The 23123-nt window shown below is 59.6% G+C and carries 27 protein-coding genes; 16 read left to right on the top strand and 11 right to left on the bottom strand.

Annotation, left to right across the window (positions count from 1 at the left end; all coding sequences use genetic code 11):
- Positions 1-3: 3 nt before the first annotated feature.
- Positions 4-111, bottom strand: a complete 108-nt coding sequence (gene psb30 / locus SynM161_RS05965; protein ID WP_025362280.1) for a photosystem II reaction center protein Ycf12/Psb30 — start codon at positions 109-111, stop codon at positions 4-6.
- Between the two features lie 108 nt (positions 112-219).
- On the opposite strand from psb30, the gene SynM161_RS05960 reads away from it, so the two are divergent.
- The 11 genes from SynM161_RS05960 to fmt all read left to right on the top strand — a co-directional run bounded on the left by SynM161_RS05960 (position 220) and on the right by fmt (position 10218).
- Positions 220-609 (top strand): YkgJ family cysteine cluster protein, encoded by a 390-nt coding sequence (locus SynM161_RS05960; RefSeq protein ID WP_186542297.1) that lies wholly within the window; start codon positions 220-222, stop codon positions 607-609.
- Positions 584-916, top strand: coding sequence for a TMEM165/GDT1 family protein (locus SynM161_RS05955; RefSeq protein WP_186542296.1), 333 nt, complete (start codon positions 584-586; stop codon positions 914-916). Before SynM161_RS05960 ends, SynM161_RS05955 begins: the two co-directional genes overlap by 26 nt.
- Positions 917-918: 2 nt before the next feature.
- Positions 919-1236: a TMEM165/GDT1 family protein gene (locus SynM161_RS05950; protein ID WP_115132611.1), complete on the top strand. Its 318-nt coding sequence runs from the start codon at positions 919-921 to the stop codon at positions 1234-1236.
- Positions 1237-1336: 100 nt separating this feature from the next.
- Positions 1337-3673, top strand: coding sequence for an RNB domain-containing ribonuclease (locus SynM161_RS05945; RefSeq protein ID WP_186542295.1), 2337 nt, complete (start codon positions 1337-1339; stop codon positions 3671-3673).
- Between the two features lie 3 nt (positions 3674-3676).
- Positions 3677-4285 (top strand): flavin prenyltransferase UbiX, encoded by a 609-nt coding sequence (locus SynM161_RS05940; protein ID WP_186542294.1) that lies wholly within the window; start codon positions 3677-3679, stop codon positions 4283-4285.
- On the top strand, positions 4282-4767 hold the full coding sequence (locus SynM161_RS05935) for a hypothetical protein (protein WP_186542293.1): 486 nt from the start codon (positions 4282-4284) through the stop codon (positions 4765-4767). Before SynM161_RS05940 ends, SynM161_RS05935 begins: the two co-directional genes overlap by 4 nt.
- Before the next feature lie 45 nt (positions 4768-4812).
- A complete protein-coding gene (locus SynM161_RS05930; RefSeq protein ID WP_115162053.1) occupies positions 4813-5250 on the top strand; it encodes a DUF2996 domain-containing protein in 438 nt (145 codons plus the stop codon).
- A 66-nt stretch (positions 5251-5316) separates the two neighbouring features.
- On the top strand, positions 5317-6387 hold the full coding sequence (acsF, locus tag SynM161_RS05925) for a magnesium-protoporphyrin IX monomethyl ester (oxidative) cyclase (protein WP_115162054.1): 1071 nt from the start codon (positions 5317-5319) through the stop codon (positions 6385-6387).
- A gap of 32 nt (positions 6388-6419) precedes the next feature.
- A complete protein-coding gene (locus SynM161_RS05920) occupies positions 6420-7829 on the top strand; it encodes a TldD/PmbA family protein (RefSeq protein ID WP_186542292.1) in 1410 nt (469 codons plus the stop codon).
- Positions 7829-9199 (top strand): TldD/PmbA family protein, encoded by a 1371-nt coding sequence (locus SynM161_RS05915; RefSeq protein ID WP_186542291.1) that lies wholly within the window; start codon positions 7829-7831, stop codon positions 9197-9199. The genes SynM161_RS05920 and SynM161_RS05915 overlap by 1 nt, the downstream gene beginning before the upstream one ends.
- A gap of 2 nt (positions 9200-9201) precedes the next feature.
- Entirely contained in the window at positions 9202-10218 is a 1017-nt protein-coding gene (gene fmt / locus SynM161_RS05910; protein WP_186542290.1) for a methionyl-tRNA formyltransferase, read from the top strand.
- Between the two features lies 1 nt (position 10219).
- Here the strand turns inward: fmt and SynM161_RS05905 are convergent, their stop codons facing one another.
- The 3 genes from SynM161_RS05905 to SynM161_RS05895 are packed head-to-tail and all read right to left on the bottom strand — an operon-like array spanning position 10220 to position 11939.
- The gene (locus SynM161_RS05905) at positions 10220-10870 is read right to left on the bottom strand and encodes a hypothetical protein (RefSeq protein WP_186542289.1); all 651 of its coding nucleotides are present in this window, start codon (positions 10868-10870) and stop codon (positions 10220-10222) included.
- 3 nt (positions 10871-10873) lie between these two features.
- Positions 10874-11212 (bottom strand): DUF6464 family protein, encoded by a 339-nt coding sequence (locus tag SynM161_RS05900; protein WP_186542288.1) that lies wholly within the window; start codon positions 11210-11212, stop codon positions 10874-10876.
- On the bottom strand, positions 11202-11939 hold the full coding sequence (locus SynM161_RS05895) for a DUF475 domain-containing protein (protein ID WP_115162059.1): 738 nt from the start codon (positions 11937-11939) through the stop codon (positions 11202-11204). The genes SynM161_RS05900 and SynM161_RS05895 overlap by 11 nt, the downstream gene beginning before the upstream one ends.
- A 38-nt stretch (positions 11940-11977) precedes the next feature.
- Here SynM161_RS05895 and SynM161_RS05890 point away from each other — a divergent pair, with 38 nt between their 5' ends.
- Positions 11978-12733 (top strand): hypothetical protein, encoded by a 756-nt coding sequence (locus SynM161_RS05890; protein WP_186542287.1) that lies wholly within the window; start codon positions 11978-11980, stop codon positions 12731-12733.
- Positions 12734-12947: 214 nt separating this feature from the next.
- Here the strand turns inward: SynM161_RS05890 and SynM161_RS05885 are convergent, their stop codons facing one another.
- The gene (locus SynM161_RS05885; RefSeq protein ID WP_186542700.1) at positions 12948-13199 is read right to left on the bottom strand and encodes a hypothetical protein; all 252 of its coding nucleotides are present in this window, start codon (positions 13197-13199) and stop codon (positions 12948-12950) included.
- A gap of 232 nt (positions 13200-13431) precedes the next feature.
- Here SynM161_RS05885 and SynM161_RS05880 point away from each other — a divergent pair, with 232 nt between their 5' ends.
- A complete protein-coding gene (locus SynM161_RS05880) occupies positions 13432-13929 on the top strand; it encodes a hypothetical protein (RefSeq protein WP_186542286.1) in 498 nt (165 codons plus the stop codon).
- Between the two features lie 39 nt (positions 13930-13968).
- Here SynM161_RS05880 and SynM161_RS12055 read toward each other — a convergent pair whose 3' ends face one another.
- Together SynM161_RS12055 and SynM161_RS05875 are read right to left on the bottom strand one after the other, a co-directional pair.
- Entirely contained in the window at positions 13969-14103 is a 135-nt protein-coding gene (locus SynM161_RS12055; RefSeq protein ID WP_255441972.1) for a hypothetical protein, read from the bottom strand.
- Positions 14104-14143: 40 nt separating this feature from the next.
- Positions 14144-14380 (bottom strand): hypothetical protein, encoded by a 237-nt coding sequence (locus SynM161_RS05875; protein WP_186542285.1) that lies wholly within the window; start codon positions 14378-14380, stop codon positions 14144-14146.
- 64 nt (positions 14381-14444) lie between these two features.
- Between SynM161_RS05875 and mfd the strand changes: the two genes are divergently transcribed.
- Both mfd and SynM161_RS05865 read left to right on the top strand, forming a co-directional pair.
- The gene (gene mfd, locus SynM161_RS05870) at positions 14445-18023 is read left to right on the top strand and encodes a transcription-repair coupling factor (protein ID WP_186542284.1); all 3579 of its coding nucleotides are present in this window, start codon (positions 14445-14447) and stop codon (positions 18021-18023) included.
- 79 nt (positions 18024-18102) lie between these two features.
- Positions 18103-18270: a hypothetical protein gene (locus SynM161_RS05865; RefSeq protein ID WP_186542283.1), complete on the top strand. Its 168-nt coding sequence runs from the start codon at positions 18103-18105 to the stop codon at positions 18268-18270.
- A gap of 1 nt (position 18271) precedes the next feature.
- Here the strand turns inward: SynM161_RS05865 and SynM161_RS05860 are convergent, their stop codons facing one another.
- Genes SynM161_RS05860 through SynM161_RS05845 form a run of 4 tightly spaced genes read right to left on the bottom strand, consistent with a single transcriptional unit; the run spans position 18272 to position 21807 of the window.
- A complete protein-coding gene (locus tag SynM161_RS05860; RefSeq protein ID WP_186542282.1) occupies positions 18272-19621 on the bottom strand; it encodes a S41 family peptidase in 1350 nt (449 codons plus the stop codon).
- Positions 19622-19655: 34 nt separating this feature from the next.
- Entirely contained in the window at positions 19656-20852 is a 1197-nt protein-coding gene (ispG, locus tag SynM161_RS05855) for a (E)-4-hydroxy-3-methylbut-2-enyl-diphosphate synthase (protein WP_186542281.1), read from the bottom strand.
- 20 nt (positions 20853-20872) lie between these two features.
- Positions 20873-21436: a uracil-DNA glycosylase gene (locus SynM161_RS05850; protein WP_186542280.1), complete on the bottom strand. Its 564-nt coding sequence runs from the start codon at positions 21434-21436 to the stop codon at positions 20873-20875.
- Positions 21433-21807, bottom strand: coding sequence for a VOC family protein (locus SynM161_RS05845; RefSeq protein ID WP_255441970.1), 375 nt, complete (start codon positions 21805-21807; stop codon positions 21433-21435). The genes SynM161_RS05850 and SynM161_RS05845 overlap by 4 nt, the downstream gene beginning before the upstream one ends.
- Before the next feature lie 113 nt (positions 21808-21920).
- Between SynM161_RS05845 and SynM161_RS05840 the strand changes: the two genes are divergently transcribed.
- Positions 21921-23099 (top strand): pyridoxal phosphate-dependent aminotransferase, encoded by a 1179-nt coding sequence (locus SynM161_RS05840; RefSeq protein ID WP_186542278.1) that lies wholly within the window; start codon positions 21921-21923, stop codon positions 23097-23099.
- The last annotated feature ends 24 nt before the right edge of the window (positions 23100-23123 follow it).

The raw sequence follows: 23123 nt of genomic DNA, 5'->3' as shown, positions 1-23123 counted from the left end.
CGATCAGAGTGCGCCGCGGCGGTAGAAGAGGATGAAGATGACAGCGGGACCGGCAATGGTGATCATCGCCAGGGCGGCAAAGTTGGCGATCAGGTGAATGTCAAAGCCCATGGCGATGCAGCGCTGTCCAAAATCGTTACGCCTCCCAGGCTACGGGGCTCTGTCCCAAGAGCGACGGATTGGTTCTGATCTCTGTGATGGCTTGTCACAGCTTCAATCATGAGCCGAGAAACGCCGCAATGGTCCTGCATCAAACACTGTGGAGCCTGTTGCCGACTCGCTCCGGAGGAACGGGCTGATGCCCTGGCGGCCTTGAACGAAGAGCAACAACGCACCTATCTGGCCATGGTTGGCCCTGACGGCTGGTGCATCCACTACGACACGGGCAGTCAGCGCTGCACGATTTATGAGGAGCGTCCTGATTTTTGTCGTGTCAGTGGTCTAGGCCGTCTTTTTGACGTTCCCGATGATCAGTTCGATGCCTTCGCCATCACCTGTTGCCAACAACAGATCCGTAGCACCTATGGCGGCCGCAGTGGCGTGATGCGTAGGTTCAAGCACGCTCAGACCGCGGGAGGTTCTGTTGACGAGAGAGCAAACAAGCCCTGAGTCGCGCAGCTTTGCTGCCGTGCTGTTCAGCACCTTCACCACAGTGTTTGTGGCTGAACTGGGCGACAAAACCCAGTTGGCAACGCTGTTGCTCTCGGCCCAGTCCGGCTCTCCTGTTCTGGTGTTCATCGGTGCCGCGCTGGCGTTGATTTCATCCAGCCTTGTGGGCGTTCTCGTCGGTCAATGGTTGGCCAAAACCCTTCCGCCTGAGCGTCTTGAACTGATGGCTGGGGTGCTGATGGTGGCGCTCGGCATCTGGCTCGGTCTTCAGGCCGCCAGCTCCCTTTGGCTCAATGCAGCGAGCTGACGATGGATTTTCCCCTTCTGATCTCCACGTTCTTGACCGTGTTCCTGGCCGAACTCGGTGACAAGACCCAACTCGCCACTGTTGCAATCAGTGGCACGTCCAATCGCCCCCTGGCCGTGTTTCTCGGCTCATCATCGGCGTTGGTTCTGGCCAGTTTGCTGGGGGCCTTCGCCGGTGGTTCCGTTGCAACCGTGATTCCCAGCGATCTGCTTCAACTGCTGGCTTCCGTTGGTTTCCTCGTGATCGGTGGCCGCTTGCTGGTTCCTCTCGTCCGTGATGGTGAAGCCAACTCGGACGGGGATCAAACTTCTGAGTCCTAAAGTGATCTTTGAAGGGCTGACTCTGCACGGCCTGCTGAAGAGCGTCGACCACCCCTTCCCTCTCTCCCGGCCCTGATGGTCGGTTTCTGCGCACGCCACGATGAAATTTACGGTTGCCGATCTGCTGGATCAGCTCTCAACGGAGCACTTCTCTGAGCCCGACCAACTGGCCAAGATCCTCAAGCTCAGCAACAAGACGGATAAAGCGGCGCTTGAGCTTGCCGTTTCATCACTGATGAAAATCGGTGTGATCGAAAAGACCAGTGAGGGTGGTCTCACACGGCCCCAGGAGAGTGATCTGATTGATGCTCGCCTGCGTTGCAGCAGCAAAGGCTTCTGCTTCGCCATTCGCGATGACAGCGGCGAGGACATCTACATCCGTGACCATCAGCTGAACCACGCCTGGAATGGCGATCGTGTGCTGGTGCGGGTGACGCGGGAGGGCGGACGCCGCCGCTCTCCTGAAGGAGGTGTGCAATGCATCCTGGAACGGGCCACGCAATCTCTCCTGGCTCAGGTGGAGCAGCAGAGCGACCAGCTGCTCGCCTCCCCCTTGGACGACAGAGTGCTTGCCGGCATTGAGCTGCCAGCTGAAGATTCCAAGCATCTGCCCGGTGATGAGGTCTCCAGCGTTGTTGAGGTGCGCATCGATCGCTATCCCGTGGCTCAGCATCCTGCGGCCGGCCACGTTGTGCGATCTCTCCCGCTCAATGGCGGACCAGCAGCCGACCGGGACCTGCTGCTGACCAAGGTTGGTCTCCAGGACCGTCCAACGGCACCCAGGAGCTCTGGCAAAACCCCTGCGTCCAAAGGCCGGATCGATCTCACCGCACAACCGTCGCTGCTTCTCAAAGGATGGAGTCAGGACGATGCACCGGGGTTACCTGCCGTGCACGTTGAAGCGAGGGACGGCGGTTGTCGCCTCTGGGTCCATGCGCCAAGCGTGGGCGAGCGGATCGGTCTGGGCAACAGCCTCGATGCCTGCCTGCGCGACCGCGGTGAAGCCCTTTGCCTCGGTGAAGTCTGGCAACCTCTTCTCACTCCGGCCCTCCACAAGGCCACCAGCTTCTCGGCCGGGTCCGAGGCTGATGCCATCAGCGTTCGGCTCGACGTCTCTGCCAACGGTGAGGTGAGCGACTGGGAGTTCATGCTCAGCACAGTGCGCCCCGTCGCCGAGGTGAGCGCCGATCAGTTGGTCGCCCTGGCGGAACGCAAACCCAAGGCGCGCAGCGTCCCGACCGCCCTCAAGCCGATCAAAGACCAACTCGGTCAGCTGGAGACCCTGCGCTTCTGCAGCACGCTGTTGTTGGAGCAGGAGCGTGCCAACGGGGTTGTGCAACTCGATCTCTGCCCTCCACAGCTGGAGGCCCTTGGTGACCTCTGCAGCGCAGATCCCTGCGGGTTGCGGCATCGCTGGGTTGATGCGTTCAACCCGGTCGACCCCCATGCGTTCCTTCAGCCTCTGTTGAGGGCCGCCGACCGTGCGTGGACCGCACAACGACTCGAGCTCCAACTGCCGGGCATCACCGTTGAGGCGGATGAACCCGATGGCAGCGTGCTCACCGATGTGGCAAAGACAGCCATTGCCCTGGATCTTCCCCTTGAACTGGATGACGACGGCTGTCCATCAGCTTCGGAGCTGGTTCAGGTGTTCAAAGACAGCAGTCAGCGCCGTGTGCTGGAACAACAACTCAGTCACGCTCTGCCACCTCTCACCCTTGTGGCATCCACAGAGGCCCCCCCTGCGGCAGCAGATTCCGATGGGGACGAGGTTGCTGCGTCAAGCCGGAACAGCTCACTGACCCCATGGACCTGTGCCACCCAGCACTACGCCCACCTGGTGAACCAACAGGTGATCGTTGCGCTGCTGACCGATGCCAAGGATCGTCCAACCGTCCGTCACAAGACCCGTCTGAAGCTTGGCCTCAAGGGTGCCGGTGCTGATCTCACGTGGCCCCTGTTCACCGCATCCCAGGACGAGAAGTTGAACGGATTGGTGAACGAGCGCACCGTGCAGCGGCTCAACACGCGACGGCGTCAGGTGTTGGAACTGGAAAAGGATCTGCTTTCGATGATCCAGGCCCGTTCAGCCCAACCCCTGATCGGCGAACAGGTGGAAGGGCGCATCAGTGGTGTGCAGAGCTATGGCTTTTTCGTGGAAGTTGGTGAAAGTCGCGTTGAAGGGCTGGTGCATGTGAGCTCCCTCAACGATGACTGGTACGAATACAGATCACGCCAGAATCGCTTGGTCGGGCGCAAGAACCGTCAGACCTATCAACTTGGCGACGCCGTACAGGTGCGCGTGATCAATGTGGATGTTCTGCGCAACCAGATCGACCTTGAGGTCATCAGCCAGGGTTCCAATGGCTCCACGGAACCTGAATCCTCAGCGCCTGAATCCTCGGAGCCGCTGCCCGTTGCCCTCAGCGAGCGCTGAGTGATGCATCCCTACGTTCTGGCAGTCACCGGTGCATCCGCTCAACCCCTGGCCGAGCGTGCCCTACAGCTGCTGCTGCAGCGCGGGCGCTCGGTGCATCTTGTGCTCAGCCATGGTGCCCATGAGGTGTTTCGTGCGGAACAGGGCCTGACGATTCCTGTTGATCCCCTGAAACAACGTGCGTTCTGGCGAGAGAGGCTGTCGGTGGAGGATGGCGAGCTCACCTGTCATCGCTGGAATGATCAGGCTGCCTGCATTGCCAGTGGCAGCTACAGAACCCGGGCGATGGTCATCGTTCCCTGCAGCATGGGAACCGTCGGGCGGATCCATGCCGGTATCGCCGCAGATCTGATCGAACGTTGTGCGGATGTGCATCTCAAGGAGCGTCGGCCCCTGGTGATTGCTCCCCGGGAGATGCCTTTCAACCTGATTCACCTCCGCAACCTCACCGGCCTCGCTGAAGCTGGAGCCACCATTGCCGCTCCCATTCCGGCCTGGTATACCCGGCCCGATTCCTTGGAGGAGATGGTGGACTTCCTGGTGGTGCGCCTGTTCGACGGCCTGGAGGAGGACCTTGCACCCCTGAAGCGCTGGCAGGGCCCCCTGGAATGAGCATGTTTCAGCGGTTGCTGCTGATTCCCTGCCTGGCGCCACTGCTGGTGTTGCTGGTTCTTTCGGCCACCAATGTCGGAGACAAGACCCGGATCCGTCTGCTGGTTTGGACAACACCTCCGCTCCCCGTTGGGGCGTGGACAGCGCTGGCTGGCGTTGGTGGTGCGGCCGCAGCCGCTGTCGCAGCGGTTTTGCTCTCCCCAGTGGAGCGTCCTCTGAGTCGCCAGAGGCGTTCCCCTGTTCAACCGGAGTTTGAGGAGAGGGGCTACACCAACTACGAACCGACACCCAGATCCAGCACAAACCCAGGCCCCGAAAGAGATGTGAGAGAACCGGCTCCAACGGTGTCTGTGGCCTACCGCGTGATTCAACGCCGTTCGTCAGTCCCCCCGCAGTCGGACACTTCATCAGGCACTTCAGCCGTGGGCTCTCCTTCTCAGGAGTTAAGTGATTGGGGAGATGATCCGGAGGCGAACTGGTAAGCAACGCACCAAGCTGCTTACAGTTGCGCCAGCAATGCTGGATCGGTGAGCGAAACCCCAGTCGAGAAGCAGTCTTCAGGTCAAGAGGCCCCTGCCAAAGCGGCGCCGAAAGCGAAGCCGCCCAAGCCGGAGGACAAGCCCTTCCCTGAATTCATCGACACACTGTTTTTGCCGGCCGTCGCCAAACAGTTGGCCGAACATGACATCACCGCTGATCGGCTCGAGCGAGTGGATGGGCAGCGTCCCGTCGTCGGTGGTGAATGTCCAATGGTGGTTGGTGAGCTTCCAGGGGGGCGCCGCTTCTGGGTCTGCTTCTCCAAGGCCGACATCAACAGCGCCAAAGTGATTGCCCTGGCTGATGCCGGCAGCGAGCCAACGCTGCTGGAGAGCTTTCTGATCGATGAGAAGCGGATGTCTTTGGCCCTTCTCGTTTCCCGTCTCTTGCAACGGCTCAACGGCCAAAAGTGGCTGGGAGGTAACTAACCGCCCGCATTGGCCTCGGGGGTTGGGCTGACACGCCTACATTGGCAGGATCGTGAACCGCAACTGATGGTCCCTCCCACCGCCGTGGCCGAAGGCAGCGCTGTAGCCATCAAGGATCCTGTCAAGGACACAATCCTGACCCCTCGCTTCTACACCACCGATTTCGAAGCGATGGCGGCAATGGACCTTCAGCCCAATGAGGCTGAACTTGAAGCCATCTGTGAAGAGTTCAGGAAGGATTACAACCGCCACCACTTCGTTCGTAACGAGGAGTTCGAGGGTGCTGCGGACAAGCTGGATCCTGAAACCCGCAAGGTGTTTATCGAATTCCTTGAGCAGAGCTGCACATCGGAATTTTCAGGATTCCTGCTCTACAAGGAACTGAGCCGCCGCATTAAGGCGAAGAACCCTCTTCTGGCCGAGTGCTTTGCTCACATGGCTCGGGATGAAGCTCGCCACGCCGGCTTCCTCAACAAGTCGATGAGTGATTTCGGCATGCAGCTGGATCTCGGCTTCCTGACCGCGAACAAGGACTACACGTTCTTCAAGCCGAAATTCATCTTCTACGCCACCTACCTGTCTGAAAAGATCGGCTACTGGCGTTACATCGCCATTTACCGCCACCTCGAAAAGAACCCCGACAGCAAGATCTTCCCGATCTTCAACTTCTTTGAGAACTGGTGTCAGGACGAAAACCGACATGGTGATTTCTTTGATGCCCTGATGAAGGCCCAACCGGACACGGTTCGTGGGCCCATCGCCAAACTCTGGTGCCGCTTCTTCCTGTTGGCGGTGTTCGCCACCATGTATGTGCGCGACGTGGCCCGCAAAGAGTTCTACGAGGCTCTCGGATTGGATGCTCGCACCTACGACAAGATGGTGATCGAGAAGACCAACGAAACGTCTGCGCGCGTTTTCCCCGTTGTTCTTGATGTGAACAACGACAAGTTCTGGACACGCCTCGAACGGCTGGTGGCCAACAACGCCGCATTGGAAAAGGCTGATGCAAGCGATTCCATCGCTCCTCTGAAAGTGCTTCGCAAGCTGCCCTTCTGGATCGGAAACGGTGCCGAGATGGCCAAGTTGTTCCTGATGCCAGCGATCGACAGCGATCGTTTCCAGCCAGCTGTGCGCTGAGGGGACTCCCCCGGCCCAATCGAGGAGATTTCTTGACCAACGCCTTTTCGAATCAGTGGCAAGGACTCTTGGAGTCCTTGCTGCACCGTGGCAGCTCCGCAGGAGCCGACCTGGTGGAGGTGTTTCTTGAGCGCACCGACCACATCGGTTTGCTTGCCGAACAAGATCGGATCACCAGTGTGAATCCGTCGTTCGCCCGTGGAGCTGGCCTGAGGGTGTTCCGTGATGGCCGTGATGGCTTCGTCAGCACCAACGATCTCAGCGAAGCCGGCCTCCAGCGCGCCCTCGATCAGGCCCTCGCCATGCTCGGTCTCGAGGCGCAACATCTCACGTCCCCTTCAGCTTTTGAAGGGTTGAAGAAGCTGACCGACCACGGCTTGAACAAAGCCGACTGGTTGGAACGCTGCCCCTCCCTGGATCAGGCCAGCCAGTGCCTGCTCAAAGGCACAGACCATCTCAATCGTCTTGGTCAGCACTTGCAGGTGCGCCGTGGCAGTTACGCCCGCGACTGGCAGGAAGTGCTGGTGGCTGCATCCGATGGCACTTTTGCCCGCGACATCCGCCTGCATCAGTCGACCGGTCTCTCCGTTCTTGCCGCCGACGGCGATCACCGATCCAGCATTGGCCGCCGCTATGGCAGTTCCGATCGTCCGGACGATCTTCGCGACTGGGATGCCGAAGCCAGTGCAGCTGAAGTGTGCAACAGCGCTGGAACGATGTTGCGGGCCGACTACGTGGATGCCGGACAGATGCCGGCTGTTCTCGCCAACCGGTTTGGTGGCGTGATTTTCCACGAGGCCTGTGGTCACCTGCTCGAAACAACCCAGATTGAACGAGGCACCACGCCCTTCGCGGATCGGGTTGGTGAACTGATCGCTCACCCTGCAGTCACCGCCATCGATGAAGGGCTGAGTGGTGGATCCTTCGGTTCCATCTCGATGGATGACGAAGGGATGGAACCTGAGCGCACCGTGCTGATCAAAGACGGGGTGCTCCAACGCTTCATCAGTGACCGGGCCGGTGAACTGCGCACGGGCCACAAACGCACCGGAAGCGGCCGGCGTCAGAGCCATGCCTTTGCAGCTGCGAGCCGGATGCGAAACACCTTCATCGACGCCGGTCCGCATACCCCTGAACAGTTGATTGAATCCGTCGATCAAGGCCTGTACTGCAAGGCCATGGGTGGGGGAAGCGTCGGCCCGACAGGTCAGTTCAATTTCTCCGTAGAAGAGGGGTATCTGATTGAGAACGGCAAACTCACCAAACCGGTGAAAGGGGCGACGTTGATCGGTGATGCCAAGGAGGTGATGCCACGCATTTCGATGTGCGCCAACGATCTGGAACTGGCTGCCGGGTTCTGCGGATCCGTGAGTGGAAGTGTTTTCGTCACAGTGGGCCAACCCCACATCAAAGTTGATTCGATCACGGTGGGGGGCCGTTGATGATGAGCAGCAACAACAGCCTCAACGCATCGGATCTCAGGGATCGCCTTCAGACCCTCGCCTCGCGTGAAGGCATTCGTCGTTGGGATCTTGGTGCCGCCTGCAGTGACGATTGCTCCGTTCAGGTGGATCGTGGTGAAGCCAAACAACTCAAGGCTTCGCAGCGGAGCTCCATCACCGTCCGGGTTTGGAACAGCGATGGCCTGGTAGGCATCACCAGCACCACCGACCTCTCCGATAGCGGCTTGGAACAAGCCCTGGTTGGAGCCCATACGGCCAGCCGTTTTGGCAATCCCGAGGACATCCCTGAGTTCTCCCCCCTGGCCACAGCTCCACTCCCCGAGCTCGATCGCCCGCTTCAACCACGCCAAGGAATCCTCCCCCTGCTGGACACCCTTCGGGATGCGGAAGCCGATCTGTTGGGTCGTCACCCTGCGATCCAGACCGTCCCCTACAACGGACTGGCGGAATCCCTGTCCCAGAGCCTCTATCTCAACAGTGAGGGAGCACTGCGCCAAATGGAGCGCACCCAAGCCAGCCTGTATCTCTACGCGAGGGCGGAAGAAACAGGTCGTAAGCCCCGCAGTGGAGGAGCTGTTCGTTTGGGTCTTGGCAGCAGCGAACTGGATGTTCAAGGCTGCATCAGCGAGGCTGTTGATCGCACCGTCAGCCATCTGGATTATCGACCGATCGAAACCGGGAGCTACCGGGTTTGCTTCACCCCCGAGGCCTTTCTCTCACTGCTTGGTGCCTTCAGCAGCATGTTCAATGCGCGTTCGGTGCTCGATGGGGTGAGCTTGAGCCAGCGTGATTCGATTGGATCCGATGTGGCGGTTCCCTTCTTCAACCTCCACGATGACGGCCTCCACCCCGGACACATCAGTGCGGCAGCCTTCGATGGCGAGGGAACACCAACCCGACGTCTCTCCTTGATTGAGGGCGGAACCCTGCGGAATTTCCTTCACTCGGAAGCCACGGCTCGAGCCTTCGGTGTTCAACCCACCGGCCACGCTGGACTTGGAGCCAAGGTTTCGGTGGGTCCAGACTGGTTCGTGGTTGGTTCCAACCCGCAGGTGAGCAGCGGTAACAGCCTCAACCACCGCACCGAGTCAGGCCCCTTCGTGCTGATTGAGGATCTGTCAGCGCTTCACGCCGGTGTGAAAGCCACCCAGGGATCCTTCTCCTTGCCCTTCGATGGATGGTTGGTGAACAACGGCGAACGGGTCTCCGTTGAAGCAGCAACGGTTGCCGGTGACATCCGCTCTGTTCTCAACGGCATTGCTCATCTGGAAGCTGATTCTGAAATCACCCACCGAGGCGTTTCCCCTCATGTTTGGGTGGATGGACTCTCCATCACCGGCGAAGCCTGACGTTGAAGATTCTGTTCTGGGGGACACCGGTCTATGCGGTGCCAACCCTTAATGCACTGCATGATGCGGGCCACACCATCGTTGGGGTCGTCACGCAGCCGGATCGTCGGCGGGGTCGAGGCAAACAGCTTGTTCCATCACCGGTGAAGGCGAGGGCGGAAGAACTCGGTCTTCCTGTGTTCACACCTGAACGGATCCGACGGGATGACGATTGCAAAGCCAAGATCGCTGCACTCGGTGCTGATGCCTCTGTGGTCGTGGCCTTCGGACAGATCCTTCCCAAGGATGTGTTGGAGCAGCCTCCCCTGGGCTGCTGGAACGGCCACGGATCACTACTACCGCGTTGGCGCGGTGCTGGTCCCATCCAGTGGTCCCTGCTCGAAGGGGATCAGGAAACGGGTGTTGGGATCATGGCCATGGAAGAAGGGCTCGATACTGGTCCGGTTCTGCTCGAGCAACGCACCCCGATCCAGCTGCTGGAACCTTCCGTCGCCTTGGCCGAACGGCTCAGTGCTCTCACTGCAGAGCTGATGGTTCAGGCGATGCCACTGATTGAAGCGGCGGGACCGGGTCCAGAAGTCGAGAGATTGGCAAGGCTCAACGTGCGGGTTCAGGCCGAGGGGTCGACCTATGCCCGCATGCTGGAGAAGCAGGATTTCCAATTGGATTGGTCTGCCCCTGCTCTCAGCATTCATCGCAAGGTGATGGGGCTTCATCCCGGAGCGTTCACCCAGTGGCAGAGCAAACGCCTGAAGGTGTTGCGCACGGAGCCGTTGATCGAGCGCCTGCAGGATCAACTCAGTCCTGAGGGACGCAACCTCGTGGGCCAATGGCCCACCGGCGGGCATCCCCCAGGGACGATCCTTGCAGTGATTGAAGATCTGGGGCTTGTGGTGAGCAGTTCAGGCTGCCCCCTTCTGATCCGGGAGGCACAGCTGGAAGGGAAAGCACGCAGCACAGCCCCCGTTCTGTTGCAGCAACTCAACGCCACTCCCGGAGATCGATTGGGCGAAGGTTGATTCAGGATTCCGTGTACAACATCCGCGCTTGTGACCAAACCCGATCGAGATCCTGCTCGGAAAGCTGAAGAGCTTCCGGGAACATCGTCGAAAGCCATTGTTGGCGCTTCAACAGGGTGTCGGCTTCAAAAAATGTTTGCTGCGAAGCCAGAACTCTGAATTTGAGAAATTCCAGCAACCTTGCGCGCAAGCGAACCGTATCGATGAGTTTGATCCGTTGGCCTTGATCACAGAGATGAATGGTGCCGCCTGTTTCCACTCCGCATAATCGAGGTGCAAGCAATTCCAACGTTGTCGGCGGTTGCCAATGACGCAACTTGGTTTCGGGGTGGGGGTAATAAATCCAGCCGTTCACAACCTCACTTTGGGGCGACTTGATCTGAACACTCCAGAACGAGAACGTTTCGGGGGGGTGGAGGTCGGTCCATCGCACCTTTTCAAACAGGTGATCTGGATTTGAAAGTGAAACCTCGAGGGGGGCAAAGTCGAGATTTAGCGTGCCGAAGTAACAGCCCGAAAGGTCCAGCCCTAAGGACTGGAACACGGGGAATTGCATTCGAATTGTGCCATCCGGATACGGTGAATCGTTGCTTGTTCCGGAGGCGACGCCATGGCCAGCACAGAGTCGCCCAGTGAGCCAGTCCGGTTTCATCAATCAGCGAAGTTCACGGTGGCTGCAGTTCTCGCAGGGGCCTTCCGGCCACACAGCACAGCGGAGCAAAGGACTACGGGCATTGAAACGACAATTGGGATCACCGATCACCCAGCCATTTCTCCAGGGTGTTGCATCGGCGGGACGCGTCTGGGGTTTCACCAACAAGGCCACTGAGGCCATCACATAGCGACCGTTGCGAAGGGCGTAACGGTGACGACGTTGCATCACAAGGAAGGATTGCTGTTCCACAACAAGCCATCGCCCCGGTTGTGGCGGATCCTCAAGATCAACGCGATGGAGCAAACGGTCTCCACTGATATGGCGAAGTTCAACAAGCATGGCCTTCGTCCTGATCGAGTTCCTTGCTGCGGATCGACATTCCCCAGGCAAACAGCAACAGCACCACCACCAAGGTGAGCCAATCGGGTTGATTGAGGCTGGGCACGACAACATGAACAATCAAGCGCAGCGCCACGAAAGCAACGGCGAGAAACCCAGCCGTTTCAAGCCGTGGATACAGATCAAGCCAGCGGATGAACAGGGCGGATGTAAAACGCAGTGCCACGATGCCGATGAAGGCACCTGTGCTGATCAACACAATCTGATCACTGATGGCCACGGCTGCGGCGACGCTATCGATGGAGAAGGCCAGATCTGTGAAAGCCAGCAGCAAAACCGTGTTCAGAAACGGGCGAGACAGACCGTTTGATTCATGTCCTTCGCTGGACTCGGCATCATCGCCTGATCGGTTGTTGAAGTGATCAACCACGAGCCAAACCAGATAGGCCGCAGCGAGGAGTTGCACCCAGGCGTTTTGCAACACCCACTGGGCCACAACGATCAAGGCGATCCGCAAGACCAGTGCAATGCCAATGCCCAGGTTGAGGGCAAGGCCTTCCCGCTCCGGTTGGCGGCTGCTGCGGGCGATGGCCGCGAGGGCCACGGCATTGTCAGCCGACAGGATCAGCTCCAGCAGTACCAGAACAGGCAGCAGGGCCAAAACCTCACCCCATTGATCGGCACCTTCGAAGAAATCCGACAGTGAGGGAAGCGAAGTGATGTCCATCGCGGCAGCCTAGAAAGTGCAAGCGCTGTTCCATTGCGATGCAGATCCGGGCCGAGCTGTGTCACGTCGACACCCTGAGATGCATCGTGCGGGTCGAGGCCTGGCTCGACGGTTCTCTGCAGGGCAGCGCCCTGGGTGAAGCCGCCACTGCTGAAGAGGCTGAGGAGAGAGCATTGCGACGCCTGAACTCCAGGCTGGGGTCCACTGAGGGGCCACAACAGCCCCTGAATTCAGCTCGCCCTGAAGCCCCCCGGGTGGATGAGCCAAATCCGAAGCAGGTGCCCGTGGAGCGGCCGAGAAAACTTGAGCAGCCCCAGCCCTCGTCTGCTCCACCCACCCCTGCCACCGATCAGGTCCCAGCCACCCCTGCTGACAATGCCCCCTCTGAAACACCAACGGATCCTGACGACTGGAGTGATGAGCTGACCGCCATCGATATGGAAATCAGACGCATTGGTTGGTCTCGAGAGCAGGAGCAGGAGTATTTGACCCGGGCCTTCGCGCTCGGCAGCCGCCACAAGCTCACGCGCTATGCCGATCTGGTGGCCTATCTGCGTCAGTTGAAGTTGATCCAAGCCAACGACGACGCGTCCACCGCACCAGCACCCATCCGTCGTGGTGATCTGCTTCAACAAGGAGATGCAATGTTGAAGCAGCTTGGTTGGAGCTCCGATCAAGCCAGGACCTTTCTCCAACAACAACTGGGGGCGACCAGTCGTCAACAACTCAGTGATGAACAGCTACTGCAGTTCAACATGCTGCTGGAGGAGCAGACACTCAGCCAGGCCAAATAGGCATTAAAACTCAGGAATGGTCGGGGCTAGTGGCCTACAACGGGTTTGCGGCAGGGACTGATACGGCGTCCATGCCGATTGCAGCAGGGTGAATCGTCTACACACTCTGCGCAGCCAGGTCGTTCCCTCCGCTTCTTTCCTGAAGGGGGGAATGGCCCCTATGGGGCGGTAATGAGATCAGAGCTCTGTCGCGAGGAGTGGATCAGCTGATAACTCAACTGCGGAAGTTGAACTCCAGCTTTGTTTTGGGCTTTTGGTACTTGATCACATTCATCACCTGAAGACCAGTATTTTCAGACTTCCTCTCCTCGGCAAGCGCTTTGAGGATCATGGAGCCCGAAGCCTGCCAGTCTTGATCGACTTCGATCAATTGCTTTGCTCGTGAGTAGTACTCCGCAGCTTTAGCCAAATAATCAGATTTCTGGCTTGATGCCTTTGAAGATATTGCCGTTGTGATGGACTTCACTTCCGCTGCATTTATTGTACAGCATGCTTTTCAGTGCAGATAAATTACTTGAGGTCTGCAATCCCGTGAACGCGTTTTAGACCAAGGCGATTGAGCAAACCGCGAGGAATCGATAACCAGCTGAGGCGGATGCTCCTAGCGAGCGTTTTTGGCCTGAATGCCACTTGATATATCAACGTTTTGAATCTTTAACCTGCCTAATTCACCAGCTGCACTTGCGATAAGGTCAGTCATGGATGACCCGACCTTTGTTGTACGGCAACTGATCAATGAGCTTCGGGATGACATGTCCGAAGCGGGCCGTGAACTCAGAAATCGCAGCACTTGGGATCTCCAATGCCCCGTCGTCATCATTGATGCACGTACCGAACCCAACCGGGTAGTTCGTACCTCAGTTCGCGGCATCACTGGTGCCATCGCCACCAGCAACGTGATCGATGATCCCTTGATGCGGTCTTTTCTGGATCGCTTCCGTGAAGTTGGTGCTGATGAAGCCCTCGGTGAATTTCTGCAGGGACCGGAGGCAGATCGCTTCTCCGAGCTCTGGGACATCTACAACGACGAAGCCCAACAACAGGGTCTAGCGGTCTGGTCCCACAGTGACGCCGCCAAATTTGTGCTCAAGTCGAAAACTTGTTTTGAGGATGGTCAGCTGGCCTGTGTTGCCATTACGTCGGGAGACCATCGTGATGCCCACGACGTGCTCACCTTTTCTGTGGATGCCTGCTGATTGTCTTGAGCGCCGGTTCGGCCTTAAACGCACCGGCATTCAGGGGCGGATCAGTTGAACAACAACAAAAAGTGCTGAAGCTGCCAGGGGCCAAAGCAACCAGGTCAACTGAGGAATGGTGAGGGCGAGCACAAGCCCGATCACGAAGAAAATAAGAAAACGGCCGAGGGTCATGAAGGCACCAATACCGACGTATTGAACCGAAAACCCCGCCTTAGGCCAGTTTTTCGCGCCTTGAGCTGGGGGCTGGTTCGGGGGTGAACAGGATGGGGATCGAGGAAGCAACCAGCACGCCGCCCACAGTCAGCAACACCAGCAGCGGAATGGGCCGGACCAGGGGCTGACGCTGCAACGGTGTCGCACAGCTGGAGCAGAGCGGAACAACCCCCTTGGGTAGATGCAACACCAAGGCCGGGCCGCAACAGCAGGAGGGGCAGCGGTAGCGCGGCATCGACCGGTGAAACGCAGCTGCTGGCACCTTATTGCGAAGATCATGGATTGCCGACGCCTGCTCCATGCCGCTCCGTTCCCTGGTGACCAAGTTGCAGGAAACTGCACTCACCGGTGAGCTTGATGAGCGCTCAAGCCGCCCCGAACGTTTGTTGATGCGCGGGGCTGGTCGTTGCAGCCGAGCTCTGGTGGCCAGCGCGCTCTCACAGCGGCGGGGCGCACCTCTGCTCGTGGTGGTGCCAACGCTTGAGGAAGCGGGACGCTGGACAGCGCTGTTGGAATTAATGGGATGGAGCCAGGCCAGCCTGTACCCCACCAGCGAAGGCTCTCCCTATGAACCCTTCGATCCCACAAGTGAAATCACCTGGGGGCAACTTCAGGTTCTGAGTGACCTGCTGGGGGAACCCAACGCGGCGTCCTGGGCCATCGTTGCCACGGAACGTTGTTTGCAGCCCCATCTCCCCCCGCCGGATGTTCTGATAACAAAAACGCGCACCTTGCGCAAAGGGGATGAGGTTGATCTAGGGGCACTGGGCGAGACGCTGTCCCAACTTGGCTACGAGCGGGTCACCACCATTGAGCAGGAGGGGAGCTGGAGCCGTCGCGGCGACATCGTCGACATCTTCCCGGTGAGCAGTGAGCTGCCTGTTCGACTCGAATTCTTCGGAGAGGAGCTCGACAAGCTGCGGGAATTCGATCCCGCCAGCCAACGCTCACTGGACCCCGTCGATGCGCTTCGACTCACACCAACAGGGTTTGGGCCTCTGATTGCGGACCAGCTCAGGGAGACGATGCCCGATGGACTGGAGCAATTGCTTGGTAGCGAGGGCACAGAGCAGCTTTTGAACGGCGGGACCCCGGAAGGCATGCGCCGGCTGATGGGGCTCGCCTGGGAGCAACCCGCCTCGCTTCTCGACTACCTGCCGGACTCCACAACAGTGGTGATCGATGAGCGACGCCAGGGCTTGGCCCACGGACAACAGTGGCTCAGCCATGTGGAGGAACATCACCACGACATGGCTGCTGAGGCGGGTCTGGACGAGGGCGATCGTGATCGGCTCTGGCCAGCGGTTCTGCACCGTGAGATTGAAGCCGCCTATGCCCTGACGGAGGTCTTCCATGGCTTTGATATGGCAGAACTGCTCGAAGTCGACCAGCACCCCAACAGCTTTGACCTCGCCAGCCGCCCTGTTGCGGCCTACCCCAACCAATTCGGAAAACTCGGGGAACTGATCAAGGGATTTCAAACCGAACGCACGGCGGTTTGGTTGGTGTCTGCACAACCCAGCCGAGCGGTTGCGCTGCTGGAGGAGCACGACTGCATCAGTCGGTTTGTGCCGAACGCGGGAGACAGCAATGCCATTTCCCGTCTGATTGAGCAGAACACCCCCGTCGCCCTGAAGGTGAGGGGCACGGCCGAACTTGAGGGTTTGCAGCTGCCGGCTTGGCGGATTGCTCTGGTCACCGACCGTGAATTCTTTGGCCAGCAGAGCCTCAGTTCCAGTGGCTATGTGCGCCGTCGCCGCAAGGCCGCCAGCCGCACGGTGGATCCCAACAAGATGCGCCCGGGCGATTTCGTGGTGCATCGGAACCATGGCATCGGCCGCTTCAAAGCCATGGAAAAACTCGCGATGTCAGGCGACATCCGCGACTACCTCGTGGTGCAGTACGCCGATGGAATCCTTCGGGTTGCCGCCGATCAACTCGGCAGCCTTGGGCGTTATCGGGCCACGAGTGAAACACCCCCGCAGCTCAACCGTATGGGTGGCATGGCCTGGAACAAGGCCAAGGAACGGGCCAAGAAGGCGGTTCGCAAGGTTGCCCTTGATCTGGTGAAGCTGTACGCAGAACGGCAACAGGCCGCAGGCTTTGCCTTCCCCTCCGACGGCCCCTGGCAGGTGGAAATGGAGGAGTCGTTCCCCTATGACCCGACGCCGGATCAACTGAAGGCCACGGCCGACGTGAAGCGGGACATGGAACGACAGGAGCCGATGGACCGACTGGTGTGCGGGGACGTTGGCTTCGGCAAGACCGAAGTTGCGATCCGCGCCATCTTCAAAGCCATCACCGCTGGGAAGCAAGTGGCGATGCTGGCCCCAACCACGGTGTTGGCTCAGCAGCACTGGCGCACGCTCTCGGAACGCTTCGCGCCATATCCGATCAAGGTGGCTCTGCTGAATCGTTTCCGGACGGCGTCGGAACGCAAATCCATTCTCGATGGACTGAAGCAGGGAACCATCGACGCCGTGGTGGGAACCCACCAGCTGCTCAGCAAAGGAGCGTCGTTCCAAGAGCTTGGTCTGTTGGTGGTGGATGAAGAACAGCGCTTCGGTGTGAAGCAGAAGGAAAAGATCAAAGTGCTGCGGAAGGACGTCGACGTGCTGACCCTGTCGGCAACGCCGATTCCCAGAACGCTCTACATGAGCCTTTCGGGGGTGCGGGAGATGAGCCTGATCACCACACCACCGCCACTGCGCCGTCCGATCAAGACGCACCTGGCTTCTCTGGATCCGGAGGCGGTGCGCAGCGCCATCCGCCAGGAACTGGATCGTGGGGGCCAGGTGTTTTATGTGGTTCCCCGGGTGGAAGGAATCGAGGAGGTGGCTGCAGGCCTACGGGAAATGCTGCCAGGCCTGAAGCTTTTGGTGGCTCACGGTCAGATGGCCGAGGGCGAACTGGAGAACGCCATGGTGGCGTTCAACGCCGGTGAAGCCGACGTGATGCTCTGCACCACGATTGTGGAAAGCGGCCTGGACATTCCTCGTGTCAACACGATCCTGATTGAGGACGCCCACCGCTTTGGCCTGGCCCAGCTGTACCAATTGCGGGGACGGGTCGGTCGCAGTGGGATTCAGGCCCATGCCTGGTTGTTCTATCCGGGCAACGCATCGCTGAGCGACACCGCCCGTCAGCGGCTGCGCGCCATTCAGGAGTTCGCCCAACTGGGCAGTGGATACCAGCTCGCCATGCGGGATATGGAGATCCGTGGAGTGGGCAATCTCCTCGGCGTGCAGCAGAGCGGCCAGATGGAAACCATCGGCTTTGACCTCTACATGGAGATGCTGCAGGAATCCCTGGCGGAAATTCAGGGTCAAGACATCCCCAGCGTTGAAGACACCCAGGTGGACCTCCCCGTCACGGCCTTCGTGCCTGCGGACTGGATCACTGATCCGGATGAGAAGATCGCGGCCTACCGGGCTGCCGCCGACTGCCTCACCGCCGAGGCCCTGGTGGAGCTGGCTGCGGGTTGGGCCGATCGCTACGGAGCGCTGCCCGCTGCCGTGGTGTCGCTTCTGCAGCTGATGGAACTCAAACTGCTGGCGAAGCGGTGCGGCTTCTCCAGGATCAAGCCGGAGAAGCCCAACATCGTGCTTGAAACTCCCATGGAGGAACCGGCGTTCCGTTTGCTGCGCCAGGGGTTGCCCCAGCATCTGCATGGCCGTTTGGTGTATCAGGCCGGCAGCGGCATCCAGCACAAGGTGATGGCCCGCGGTCTTGGTGTTCTCCCCATGGAGAAGCAACTGGAACAGCTGATGGAATGGCTGCGTTTGATGGCAGCCCAGATTCCCGATGCCGATGGCAAAACGGAGGCACAGCGCCAGGAAGAGCTGCGTGCCAAGAATGCAGAGGTTGTTCAGGTCTGAAGCCTGAAACCAATTCTGAGAAAAACGTTACCAACCACGCAATTCTTCGTTACATTGGTTCCAGCGAAATCCGTTGGTCATGGGTGAATTCGTCGAGATCGGTGCTAGTGGCGTCTCTCTGGAACTGATCAGCGGCGTTTTCTGTGCCACCGCGCTTGGTGTGTATGCCCTGTTCCAGCCCGGCGCTTCAGACGATGACGACTCCAACGGTGGTGGTGGCGGCGGACTGATGCAGCCGATCTCCTGAGTTACTGCAGCGCGTAGCTGAGATTGGCCCGGCCGGGTTGATAGGTCGTGCCTGCCTGAATCTTCCTCAATTTGTTCATCAGGGTCCCCTCAGCAGTCAGGTACTGACTGTCTTTCTGGGTTCCCAGGTCTTCAACCAAGAAGTTTTTGATCTCCTGCTTCGACATCGCAGCTTCGATGTCCGGTTGGATTCCGTTCTTGTGAATATCGGTTCCCTTGGGTGTCAGATACTTCGCGATGGTGACCGTCAGACCGGATCCATCGGCCAATCCGCGAACGGCCTGGACAAGCCCTTTGCCGAAGGTCTTCTGTCCAACGAGTTGGGCACGGGAATTGTCCTGAAGTGCCCCTGAAAGTATTTCGCTGGCACTGGCGGATCCCTGATCAATCAGCACGACCAGAGGTTTATCGGTGATTGCACTACCCGTGGCGCGCCTCACATCGCGGATTCCTGCGCGGGTTCGGGTGCTGACGATGGTGCCCTCGTTGAGCCATTGGCGGGCGATGTCCACACTGGCCTCAAGCAAGCCGCCGGGATTGCTGCGTAGATCCAGCACATAGCCCTCAGCAGCCTGTGATTCCAGATCCTTGATGGCCGCACGCATCTCACGCGTGGCGTTGGCATTGAATTGCTTGAGACGGATGTAGCCCACCTTGCGGCCATTGGGCGCCGTGTTGAGCATCGCCTTCACGGCATGAATCTCAATGCGCGCCCGTTTCAAGGGCACATCCAGCACCTGACCCTGGCGCCTGAGTCCCAGCACCACATCGGTGCCTTCCGGACCACGGATCAACTTGACGGCGTCCTCGGTGGTCATGCCTTTGGTCGAGGCACCATCGATGGAAACGATCACATCCTTGGGCTGAACGCCCGCACGGGATGCAGGGGTGCCCTCAATCGGAGAGACAACAATCAGCTCTTTCGTGTCTTTGTCGAGACTGAGCTGGATCCCCACGCCCATCAACTCCCCGGAGGTGTCGATCTGCATCTCCTTGAACTCCTTCGGATCAAGGAAACGCGTGTAGGGGTCATCAAGGCTGGCCAGCATGCCCCGGATCGCCTCGTAGGACTCGGCGCTGCCCCCGTAGGACTTGCGCAGCAGATTGCTCCGCAACTGGCGCCACGTTCTTTCGTCGTAGGAGCCCGTGGAATCCAGGTAATCGCGATAAACGATCTGCCAGACCTGATCAATCACCTCCTTGGGGCTGTCGTGAATCGATCCGCCGGAAGCCGATGGCAGGGAAAGACCTGGCGAGCTGATGCCCAGGGCGGTGACCACACCACCAACCCCCAGCATCAACAGCAACGGAGTCGACCCAACCAAAGAACGCAGGCGCTGACTCCGAACCATGGCCCTTCAGGACTGATTCTTCAGACTAACGAGATCAGGCGGGCTCCACCCAGCGACCGTCCTCTTTGATCAACTGGATTAAGGCTTCAACACCCTCAGCTTCAGGCACCTTGCGGATTTCATCACGGCCGCGATACAGCGAAATCACGCCCGGGGTTTTACCGACGTAGCCGTAATCGGCGTCAGCCATCTCGCCGGGACCATTGACGATGCACCCCATCACGGCAATGTCCAGACCCGTGAGGTGGGATGTGGCGTTGCGCACCTTATGCAACACCTCCTCGAGATTGAACAGGGTGCGACCGCAGCTGGGGCAGGCGACGTACTCGACCATGGTCTTGCGCAGACCCAGGGATTGAAGAATCGAGTAGCAGACGGGGATTTCCTTTTCGGGGGCCTCCGTCAGTGAGACCCGGAGGGTGTCTCCCAATCCATCGGCCAGCAGAGTGGCGATGCCAGCGGTGCTCTTGATCCGGCCGTAATCACCATCACCGGCTTCGGTGACGCCCAGGTGGAGTGGGTAATTGAAACCTTCCTTGTCCATGGTGTCCGCCATCAGGCGGTAGGCCGCGAGCATCACCGGAGCCCGCGAGGCCTTCATCGAAATCACGATGTTGTGGAAATCAAGCTCATGGCAGATGCGCACGAATTCCATCGCTGACTCGACCATCCCCTCAGGGGTGTCGCCGTAGGTGAACAGCATCCGCTCCGCCAGGGAGCCATGGTTCACACCGATTCGAAGCGCCTTGTTCTGATCTCGTAGCAGGGTCACCAAGGGCTCGAACGTCTCACGGATGCGCTGACCGATGGCGGCAAATTCCTCGGGGCTGAATTCCTGGCGGTTCGGATCTGGCTTATCAAAAATGAAGAGGCCGGGATTAATCCGGACTTTGTCGACGTGCTGGGCGACCTCCAGGGCGATCCTGACGCCGTTGTGGTGAACATCCGCCACCAGGGGAACGGTGCAGCCGCGCTGACGAAGCTCCTGACGGATCTGTCCCATCGCTTTGGCGTGGGCCATCGATGGGGTCGTCACCCGCACGATCTCACTGCCCGCTTCCGCCAGGCGGATGATGCCGGCTACAGCAGCCTCGATATCGAGGGTGTCCTCGTTGATCATCGACTGCACCACGATCGGGTGCTCGCTGCCCACGGGCACATCACCCACCATCACAGTGCGGGTCACTCGGCGGTGGATCTGGGTGTCGTAGCGCCGATCCAGGGCAGTCATGGGGCCGGTGGTGAAGCGCGTCAACGTTCGCACAGCCTGCGCCGAACCGCGTCGAGATCCTGCCGTGTCAGATCCAGGGGCGCGCCGGCTGCTTTGGAGGGATTGCGCAGCAGATAGGAGGGGTGAAAAATCGGCATCACCGCCCGTCCATTCCAGCTCTGCCACTGACCACGAAGCTGGGTCATGCCCCCCTTGATGCCAAGGATGGCCTCCACAGCGGTGGCTCCCGTGAGCACGATCACCGTGGGATCAACGGTCTCCAGTTGCAGGTCAAGCCAGGCCCGGCAGGCGGCCAACTCAGCCTTTTTCGGCCGTCGGTTGTTGGGCGGCCGGCATTTGATCGCGTTGCAGATGTAGAGGTCATGCTCGGGATCCAGATCCACATCCCGCAGCAGTTGGTCGAGGGCACGTCCTGAACGCCCGACAAACGGGACGCCCTGAGCATCTTCCTGAGCTCCGGGTGCTTCACCGATCAGCATCAGATCCGCCTTGGGGTTGCCGCGGCTGATCACGACGGTCTGGCGCGTGCTGGCCAGATCACAGGCAGCGCAAGAACTGCAGGCCTCCAGGCTGGAGAGGTTCATGACGTCGGAGCAACGGAAGCCAGGGGAGCCAGGAGCAACAGGGGATTGCCCTCCGGATCGTGGATCCAGGCCTCAGCACCAAAGGGCTCAAGCCGCGCCTCCTCGAGGAGCGATCCACCACGCTGCAGGGCGTTGCTGAGCAGCCGTTGCAGTTCAGGCAGGGGTTGCTGCGATGGGGAGAGCCGCAAGCAGGGCGCCAGCGCTCGCCCTCGGGCTGGAAAAGAGCGCCGGCGTGAGGGCCTGTAGATCTCCAGCTGGGTGCCATCGCTGAATTGAAGGATGCAGTGGTGCTCCGCCAGCCCAGGCTTCAACGTGGCTTGAAACAGCTCGCTGTAGAACGTCGCCAATCTGGCGCTGTCCTCTGCGGCCAAGACCCAGCTGATCTGTATCGCATTCATGGGCGCTGAGAAATCAAGGTTGTCTGCGACACCATCTGAGGCAGGATGATGAAGTTTTAAACGCACCGCGGGGAGGTGCGTTACCGATGCCGCGCCCGCCAGAACTTTCCGACCGGGCTGTCGCCCTCAAACCGTCGCTGACGCTGGAGATCAGCGCCAAGGCCAAAGCACTGCGCGACAGCGGTAAGGACATCTGCAGCCTCAGTGCCGGTGAGCCGGACTTTGCGACGCCTGCATTCATCGTTGAAGCGGCTCAGCATGCTCTGGGATCCGGCTTCACCCGCTACGGCCCCGCCGCGGGGGACCCCGATCTTCGTGCGGCTCTGGCCCACAAACTGAGCGTCGAAAACGGGATTCCAACTCAGCCCGAGCAGGTGCTGGTCACCAACGGTGGCAAGCAAGCCATCTACAACCTGTTCCAGGTGCTGCTCAATCCCGGCGACGAAGTTCTCGTGCCGGCGCCCTACTGGCTGAGCTATCCCGAGATGGCGGCCCTGGCCGGGGCGAGCACGAGGATCATCCCCACCAAAGCGGAGGAAGGCTTCCGTCTCGACCTCGATCTGCTGGAGCAGCAGATCACCCCACGCAGCCGACTGCTGGTGATCAATTCCCCTGGCAACCCCAGCGGCCAGGTGATGTCACGGGCCGAAATGGAAGCCCTGGCCGCGCTGGTGGCCCGTAACCCCCAGCTGATGGTGATGAGCGATGAGATCTATGAATATCTCCTGGCCGATGGTCAGCAGCACTGCAGCTTTGCGGCCATTGCCGAAGAGATCCGCTCGCGCTGCTTCACCGTGAACGGCTTTGCCAAAGGCTGGGCGATGACCGGCTGGCGCCTCGGTTATCTGGCTGGAGATGCTGGCGTGATCAAGGCTGCTTCAGCCCTGCAGAGCCAGAGCACCAGCAATGTGTGCAGCTTTGCTCAACGGGGTGCTCTGGCGGCGATCGAAGCGCCTCGAGATTGCGTGCGCGAGATGGCCATCAGCTACAACCGCCGCCGAACTCTGCTCACTGAAGGGCTGCAGGCTCTGGAGGGCATCACCCTGACGCCCCCTCAAGGGGCCTTCTACGCCTTTCCCCGCCTGCCGGACGGCTTGCCCGATTCGATGGAGTTCTGCCGGCAAGCCCTGGAACAGGAAGGCCTGGCCGTGGTTCCGGGCCTGGCCTTCGGCGATGACCGCTGCATTCGACTCTCCTGTGCCGTGGCGGATGAGACGATCAACGATGGACTGATGCGACTTAAGCGGCTGCTTCGTTCCTTCTGATCCGTTCTCATCACTCTCTTTTTC

It is taken from the genome of Synechococcus sp. M16.1, from assembly GCF_014279895.1.
GTDB lineage: Bacteria > Cyanobacteriota > Cyanobacteriia > PCC-6307 > Cyanobiaceae > Parasynechococcus.
The sequence above is the reverse complement of the archived record's forward strand: the minus strand, read 5'-3'. Positions and strand labels throughout refer to the sequence as shown.

Coding starts and splice junctions, on each gene's coding strand:
- psb30 (WP_025362280.1), bottom strand. CDS start 111: ATGGGCTTTGACATTCACCTGATCGCCAACTTTGCCGCCCTGGCGATG.
- SynM161_RS05960 (WP_186542297.1), top strand. CDS start 220: ATGAGCCGAGAAACGCCGCAATGGTCCTGCATCAAACACTGTGGAGCC.
- SynM161_RS05950 (WP_115132611.1), top strand. CDS start 919: ATGGATTTTCCCCTTCTGATCTCCACGTTCTTGACCGTGTTCCTGGCC.
- SynM161_RS05945 (WP_186542295.1), top strand. CDS start 1,337: ATGAAATTTACGGTTGCCGATCTGCTGGATCAGCTCTCAACGGAGCAC.
- SynM161_RS05940 (WP_186542294.1), top strand. CDS start 3,677: ATGCATCCCTACGTTCTGGCAGTCACCGGTGCATCCGCTCAACCCCTG.
- SynM161_RS05935 (WP_186542293.1), top strand. CDS start 4,282: ATGAGCATGTTTCAGCGGTTGCTGCTGATTCCCTGCCTGGCGCCACTG.
- acsF (WP_115162054.1), top strand. CDS start 5,317: ATGGTCCCTCCCACCGCCGTGGCCGAAGGCAGCGCTGTAGCCATCAAG.
- SynM161_RS05915 (WP_186542291.1), top strand. CDS start 7,829: ATGATGAGCAGCAACAACAGCCTCAACGCATCGGATCTCAGGGATCGC.
- SynM161_RS05905 (WP_186542289.1), bottom strand. CDS start 10,870: ATGAAACCGGACTGGCTCACTGGGCGACTCTGTGCTGGCCATGGCGTC.
- SynM161_RS05900 (WP_186542288.1), bottom strand. CDS start 11,212: ATGCTTGTTGAACTTCGCCATATCAGTGGAGACCGTTTGCTCCATCGC.
- SynM161_RS05895 (WP_115162059.1), bottom strand. CDS start 11,939: ATGGACATCACTTCGCTTCCCTCACTGTCGGATTTCTTCGAAGGTGCC.
- SynM161_RS05890 (WP_186542287.1), top strand. CDS start 11,978: ATGCAGATCCGGGCCGAGCTGTGTCACGTCGACACCCTGAGATGCATC.
- SynM161_RS05880 (WP_186542286.1), top strand. CDS start 13,432: ATGGATGACCCGACCTTTGTTGTACGGCAACTGATCAATGAGCTTCGG.
- SynM161_RS12055 (WP_255441972.1), bottom strand. CDS start 14,103: ATGACCCTCGGCCGTTTTCTTATTTTCTTCGTGATCGGGCTTGTGCTC.
- SynM161_RS05875 (WP_186542285.1), bottom strand. CDS start 14,380: ATGCCGCGCTACCGCTGCCCCTCCTGCTGTTGCGGCCCGGCCTTGGTG.
- mfd (WP_186542284.1), top strand. CDS start 14,445: ATGCCGCTCCGTTCCCTGGTGACCAAGTTGCAGGAAACTGCACTCACC.
- SynM161_RS05865 (WP_186542283.1), top strand. CDS start 18,103: ATGGGTGAATTCGTCGAGATCGGTGCTAGTGGCGTCTCTCTGGAACTG.
- SynM161_RS05860 (WP_186542282.1), bottom strand. CDS start 19,621: ATGGTTCGGAGTCAGCGCCTGCGTTCTTTGGTTGGGTCGACTCCGTTG.
- ispG (WP_186542281.1), bottom strand. CDS start 20,852: ATGACTGCCCTGGATCGGCGCTACGACACCCAGATCCACCGCCGAGTG.
- SynM161_RS05850 (WP_186542280.1), bottom strand. CDS start 21,436: ATGAACCTCTCCAGCCTGGAGGCCTGCAGTTCTTGCGCTGCCTGTGAT.
- SynM161_RS05840 (WP_186542278.1), top strand. CDS start 21,921: ATGCCGCGCCCGCCAGAACTTTCCGACCGGGCTGTCGCCCTCAAACCG.